This window comes from Streptomyces sp. NPDC026062, assembly GCF_055568375.1.
Map to the genome: position 1 here is coordinate 105746 of NZ_JBVHOQ010000031.1, position 6000 is coordinate 111745.

The window sequence follows — 6000 nt, forward strand, 5'->3', positions numbered from 1 at the left end:
GTGCCGCGTCGGCGGCGGAGCGGGGACGTGGGTACTGCCCGAGACGAACCCCGACCAGCCGGCCGACGCACCCCCCCGAGCACAGCCGGCCCCGGCAGCACCGAGCCCGCACAACCAGACCCAACTCACCGCAGAAACACCGCGTTTTAGCGGGGTATCGCTTCCGTCACAGCTCAGGTTGTCGGCGTACGGACGTGAGTCCCCGGTCCTTGTTCCGGCTCAGGCCAGAGGCACTTCTCACGTGAAGAGGAGTGTCGGGTCATACCGCGTGCCGGCGGAGCGAAGTCCCTGGGTTCGGCGAAGCGAGGACCCTGGCCGACCGTCGGTTCTGTAGAGACCTCCGGGGTCCGCTGCGCGTTCTCGCTCGCCGCAGTCGCTGGTGCAGCGGCGATGTCCATGCTGCGAGCGGCCCCACTCGAAGATCACCAGGAGCGGGCCGGGAGGGTTGTCGTGGTACTGCGCCGCTGTACGCCGACCTCGGTGCCGCTGGAACCGAGGGGCGCCACAGCTCACGATTGAGATGCACGGACGGGAGAGCTCATGGATCTGCGAGAGTCGCTCGGTGAGGCCGTGATCGCCCTGAAAGCTCCGCTGGGAAGTACTGATCGCGAGCAGGGCTGGACAGACGAGTTGCGTCGGGAGATCCAGGAAGAGATCTCGGTCAGCCGCTCAATACTGAGGCGCCCGGGGCCGTGGGCCGTCAGTTGCCTCCATCCCCGTCTCGATGAGTGGATGGCACGGGAAGGCGTGCGGCCGGGACGCCTCCACGATGTGGTCATGAACGTGCAAGCTCTCATCGTGGGAGCGCGCGAGGCGGCCCGCTCGCGGTGACCCTCCGGAAAACCGTCCCACGACTTGTCCCGTAACTGCTGGTCCAGGCAGGTTGGTCATGACGGTCCTGACATGCGTCGCCGAGGTGGCGCACCTGATGGAAGCCGCGATCCCGCCTTGGACGAGTCCCGCGATGTGATGGTCGAGTGGCGAGCAGACCTCCGTTGATCAACCATGCGAGCGGGCGCTGGTGCCGCGGTACCGGCACTCCCCCGCCCACTTGCGGGAGAGCCCTCAGCCGGCTTGGCCGGAAAGTACTTCCTTGGCTCTCGCGAGGGCGGTCAGCAGCGCTTTTCTGCTCTTCGTCACCATGTCCACCAGCTGCCGGGGGCCACCATTTTCCACCCCTATCCCGGAGACCGCCGTCTTCAGACTTTCATTCCCCTTGGACTTGACCATCTTCACGAAGGATCTTTCGATGTCCTCTTCGGAAATGTTTCCGAAGTCTTTACCTTCGTACGCCTCCGCATAGACGAAATCACCGAGCTTCTTCTTCACCCCCGCAGGGAGGCTGTACGTTTCCTCGACGCGATCTTGCCACGTGGTCTGACTGGCATGGCTCTGCGCGAGGTTGGAAATCTGCTTCAGTATGTCCTGGACAGGTGGCTTCTTCTTGCCGCCTTGACCTGTTTCGACATTCTGCCCAATGCGTTCCATGTCAGTGGTGATGGCGTACCTGGAGTCGAACCTCTCCGTTGCGGCACCTCCCTTGCCTGCGGCGTTTCTTGTGGTGCGCTTGTCTCGCAGACTGTTCACCAGGCTTGCCCCTTCCTGGCTGCCTTCCCCGAATCCGATACCTGGCTCCAGACCTTCGTAATCCGGCAGCACCTTCACGAAGGTGTTCGGCTCGGGGTAGTAGACAGAGCGCGAATTCACCAGTGCCATGGCGTCCCGGACGATCAGGTCGACCCGCCCGGCCTGCCAGAGTACGAGGTCCCTTCCGGAGCCGGCAGAGGCCTTGGCACCCTTGCTCTTTGCGCTCTTCCCAGCGGGGGCCGGGGCCGGCTCCCGACCTGTGTAGCCGCCGCTGAAAAGGTCCAGCTTTCCGTTCTGAAGCGGACCGGCCTCCCTGCCCTCATTCTCCTCCGTCGCCGCCACTTCCGGGCCCGCCGCCCCAGAGAACAGCGGTCCCGCGTCGGTCTGGAACGATTCGGTGTCGGCGTCACTGGTATGCAGGTAGACATGCTCCCTGCCGCAGTCCTTGAGGCTCTGGATCATCGACGGAACTTCGGGGTCACCCATGATCCGCTGCCTGATGAGACCGTAGGGAATGATGTTCTGCTCTTTATAGTTCGCTTCATCGGCCTTGTCGTTGTGCCAGTCGAACCCGACGACCCGCACCGGGAACGCATTTTCCTCCTTGTCCCACAGCTCTTGGAACTCTTTGATTTTCGCCGAGAGCAATTTACCTTGATCGGGCTTCAATCCGTCCCAGTAGTTCACACCGATCACCAGGGCGAATCGGTCTGACATCGGAACGCCCTCGTCGAATCCCGTTCTGTACTTTCTGGCGATTTCGACAAGGCTCAACTTTTCGCTGAAAACGACCGGGGCGAGCGAGACTATTCCTGCGACATTTTCGGCCGCCGCGGGAGGTTCGGCCTTCTCCGCGACCTGACCGGCCGATGCCTCCGCGATGTCGCGGGTACTCATCGCCCGTTGCAGAGCTGCCGGATCCCCCGCCGACGCGGGCTGCGACGACAGGCCGGCCACTGCTCGCTGGACCGATCCCACCGATGTGAGCGGGGAGTTCATCGCAGCGGTGGCGTTGGCCTCCGCCTCCCGTTCGAAGCGGTCCGAGGGGTCGCTGACGCGCAGTCCGTCGCCGTTGTCGGTTCCGGTGACGGGCCCCGTGCGTTGCTGGATGACATGGGTGAGCTCGTGGGCGAGGGTGTGCCTGTCAGCGCCGCCGTCGCCGATGACGACGTGGCTGCCGGAGGTGTAGGCACGGGCACCGACCTCGGCGGCAGAGGCTTTCGCGGCCGCGTCGTCGTGAATCCGCACGTCGGAGAAGTCCGCACCGAGCCGTCCTTCCATATCGGTGCGCGTCGCCTCGTCCAGGGGGCGCCCGCTGGAGCGCAGGACGTCATGGACGGCGGAGCGCTGCACCGAAGGCTGTGACGCGGCCTGACCGTTCTGCCTTTGGCCGGATCCGTCACCGTGCTGATGCTGCTCCGGCTGGGCCCAGGAGTGGCCGGCCGCTCGGAGCATCTGGACGACGGCGGCGTTGCCAGCGGTGCTCTGGTGGCCGAGAAGGCCGACAGGTACGACACCACCCTGCGCGGGATCCTTGGCGGCGGAACGGGCCGGCTTCCTGCCCTCGGGATTCTGAGCGCGTTCGTTCTCCTGCATCGGATCCTCTCGCGGGGTGCTGCCCGTGGTGTTGGGCCGGGAGAGCACAGCCGACAGGGGACATCGACAGCGACTCCGCCCAGGAAGCCCGTGACTGCTTCGGTGAGCACTGATGCTGCTCCGACGCTCCGGTATCAGTGAGTGTGAGGGACGACCGCAGTGTATTCATAGGCCATCGGATCGCCCCTCCGCGAGGGGCGACCGCGAGCCAGTCCCTTCCCCGTCCCGGACGCCCGGGACATCGCTGATCCTCCGTCAATCCGGAGTAGCGGGTCAAAGGGCTGGTGTGACCGGTGTTTGGGGTACTCATGCCGGTCACGGGCGGTGCGGCCGGCGGCATAGCCGGTGACGATGGCGGGGTCGAGGATGTCTCCCGCGCAGCTGTTCCGGCCCGGACTTCACGCTGCCGTCGGCTCCCGGTGTCTCGCCGGCCTGCTGGGCCTTCCGGTCAGATGAGGGGGCCGAGGCCTGTGTGGGTGAGGTAGGCGCGGTACCAGTCGACGGTACGGGCCAGGCCCTGGTCCAGGGTCCAGGAGGGGGTCCAGCCCAGGGTGTGTACGGCCTTGTGGTTCGCGATCTGCTGGTGGGCGATCTCCCCGGGCTGAGAGGGCGCGGGGACCGGCTGAATGTCCTGGCGGCCCATCAGGTGCTGGATGCGCCGGACGACGTCGACCGGTTGCAGGTTCAGGCCCATCGCGAAGTTGTAGGCCTGTCCGGCGCCGTGGCCGGCGTCCAGGGCGGCTGCCATGGCGACGTAGGAGGTGACGGCGTCGGTGACGTAGAGGAAGTCGCGGGAGAAGGGACCTGCCGCGGCCTGGCGGACCACGGGTGCCTGGCCGTGGTGCAGGCGCCGGATGGTGCCGGGGACCAGGCGGCTCCAGTGCAGGTCGCCTCCACCGAAGATATTGCCGTAGCGGCCGATGGCCACCGGCAGCCCGTAGCCGGTGTGATAGCTGCGGGCTAGCAGATCGGCGCAGCTCTTGGAGACGTCGTAGGTGCCCTGGCCCGCCATGGGCATGTCTTCGGTGTAGGGGAGGCGGGGACCGTTGCCGTAGGCCTTGTCGCTGGAGGCGACCACGACGCGGGCCACGTCGTTGACCCGGCAGGCCTCCAGGACGTTGTAGGTGCCTCGGATGTTGGTGTCGAAGGCCCGGCGCGGGTCGTCGTGGGCGGCGGCGGTGGCGATGGCGGCGAGATGGAAGACGGTGTCGATCTGCTGTCCCCGGATGAGCTGGTCGACGGCCGTGTAGTCGGCGACGGTACCGACGTGCACGGTGACCTCTTCGAACCGCGGGGCCGGTGCCACCGCGGTTCCGAGTTCGTGCTCGGGTACGAGGGTGGAGATCTTGGCGCCGTGGTCGAGGAGATGGGTGGTGAGGTTGGATCCCAGGAAGCCGGTGGCGCCGGCGATCATGACATGGCGGCCGAAGAAACGGGTGGACCAGGTGGCGTCGGTCATGGCTCAGGTGCTCATTCCGATGGTGACGACGTGGTCGGCGTAGCGGGGAATCCAGGAGAGCTTGCCGCTGTCCAGGGACAGCCAGTGGGGGGACAGTTCCTTGACTCCGGTGCCGAGCCGGTGGTGGATCTCGGAAGCGGGGTCGTAGATGTCGGCCTCGCCTCCGTGATAGAGGGCACTGGCCATGACGTCGAGGGGTTCGGCGCCGCGCAGCGCCGGAATGAAGTCCGCGACCCCCGCGAGGATGGTGCGGGCCAGGGTGTCGCTCTGCGCGGGAGGGAACGACTTCTCAAGGAGAGGCCACCAATGCGCGGGGACGTGATCCTCGGCTGTGGCGAGGTTGGAGACCGGTTCGTACATCATCAGTCCGGTGCCGTCGCCGCAGTTGGTGAAGGTGCAGAAAGGACCGTGGGCCACCAGCACCGAGGGCAGGGTCAGCTGTTCGCCGGACAGGCCCACCCGCAGCAGCGCCCGCAGCCGGTAGACCGTGTCCGCCGGTGGCCCCACCCCGGTGTGGGCCGCGATCTCCGCGTCCAGGCGACGGCGTGAAATCCAGCTGGCGTTCAGGACCCGCCGGGCCCTCAGCACCGTGCGGGCTCCGCGATCCACCCGCACGTCGAGATCGAAACCCTCGCTGTCCTCGCCTCCGGGGCGGGCACCGACGACGTCGTGGCCGGTCAGCACGGTGACCTTCGGATGGTCGAGTACGGCCTGCGTCACGCGCCTGGCCAGCGCGGGCAGGTCGACGAACGACTCGACGGTCTCCGCCATGACCTGAACCCTGGCCGGATCGATCCCGGGGGTGCACGCTCCCGGCTCACGCACACGAAAGAACCGTTCCGGCTCACCGAAGCTCACCGAACGTTTCTCGCACTGCTCCCGGTAGCAGGCGCGCATCAGCTCCGCGGTATCCATGAGCTGGGCGACGGTGCTGAAGGAGTCCTTGGCGAAGACCAGCAGACTCGACGCGAACGGCAGCCCGCCGGCGGGGCTGCCGGGGATCATGACATCGCCGAACTTCTCCAGGAAGTCGAACGCTGCCGGGATGCAACCCAACGCCGTCTCCGGGCTTCCCAGGAAGTGCCAGCCCAAGTGGACCCGGCCCATGTTCGCGTGCGAGGCCCCCGCCATCAGCCGCCCGGTGCGTTCCAGCACCGTGACCTGGAACCCCGCGTCAGCCAGCCGACGCGCACAGTGCAGCCCCGCGAACCCGCCGCCGATCACCACATAGTCGCAATCAGGGCCACGCTCGGACGACGTCAGTGAGCATTTTCAGCGTTGCCTCTCCAGGGTGAGGACGGCTTTCGTGATGACGCTCATGCGGTTGGGGCTGATGCGGGATCTTCGGAAGATCTGCC

4 protein-coding genes and 1 pseudogene are annotated in these 6000 nt (G+C 66.5%); 1 reads left to right on the top strand and 4 read right to left on the bottom strand.

Annotated elements, in window-relative coordinates; genetic code table 11:
- The first annotated feature begins 540 nt into the window (after positions 1-540).
- Positions 541-831: a hypothetical protein gene (locus ACZ4LX_RS26270; RefSeq protein WP_467638619.1), complete on the top strand. Its 291-nt coding sequence runs from the start codon at positions 541-543 to the stop codon at positions 829-831.
- Between the two features lie 234 nt (positions 832-1065).
- On the opposite strand, the gene ACZ4LX_RS26275 is transcribed toward ACZ4LX_RS26270, so the two are convergent.
- The 4 genes and pseudogenes from ACZ4LX_RS26275 to ACZ4LX_RS26290 form a co-directional block, all read right to left on the bottom strand.
- Positions 1066-3183, bottom strand: coding sequence for an eCIS core domain-containing protein (locus ACZ4LX_RS26275; protein ID WP_467638622.1), 2118 nt, complete (start codon positions 3181-3183; stop codon positions 1066-1068).
- Between the two features lie 448 nt (positions 3184-3631).
- A complete protein-coding gene (locus ACZ4LX_RS26280) occupies positions 3632-4642 on the bottom strand; it encodes an NAD-dependent epimerase/dehydratase family protein (RefSeq protein WP_467638625.1) in 1011 nt (336 codons plus the stop codon).
- A gap of 3 nt (positions 4643-4645) precedes the next feature.
- Positions 4646-5869 (bottom strand): FAD-dependent oxidoreductase, encoded by a 1224-nt coding sequence (locus ACZ4LX_RS26285; RefSeq protein ID WP_467638628.1) that lies wholly within the window; start codon positions 5867-5869, stop codon positions 4646-4648.
- Between the two features lie 45 nt (positions 5870-5914).
- A pseudogene (locus ACZ4LX_RS26290) lies at positions 5915-6000 on the bottom strand (IS5/IS1182 family transposase); the annotation flags it as partial.

Bases quoted from the DNA above. Each gene is read 5' to 3' on its own strand.
- ACZ4LX_RS26270 (WP_467638619.1), top strand. From the start codon at position 541: ATGGATCTGCGAGAGTCGCTCGGTGAGGCCGTGATCGCCCTGAAAGCT.
- ACZ4LX_RS26275 (WP_467638622.1), bottom strand. From the start codon at position 3,183: ATGCAGGAGAACGAACGCGCTCAGAATCCCGAGGGCAGGAAGCCGGCC.
- ACZ4LX_RS26280 (WP_467638625.1), bottom strand. From the start codon at position 4,642: ATGACCGACGCCACCTGGTCCACCCGTTTCTTCGGCCGCCATGTCATG.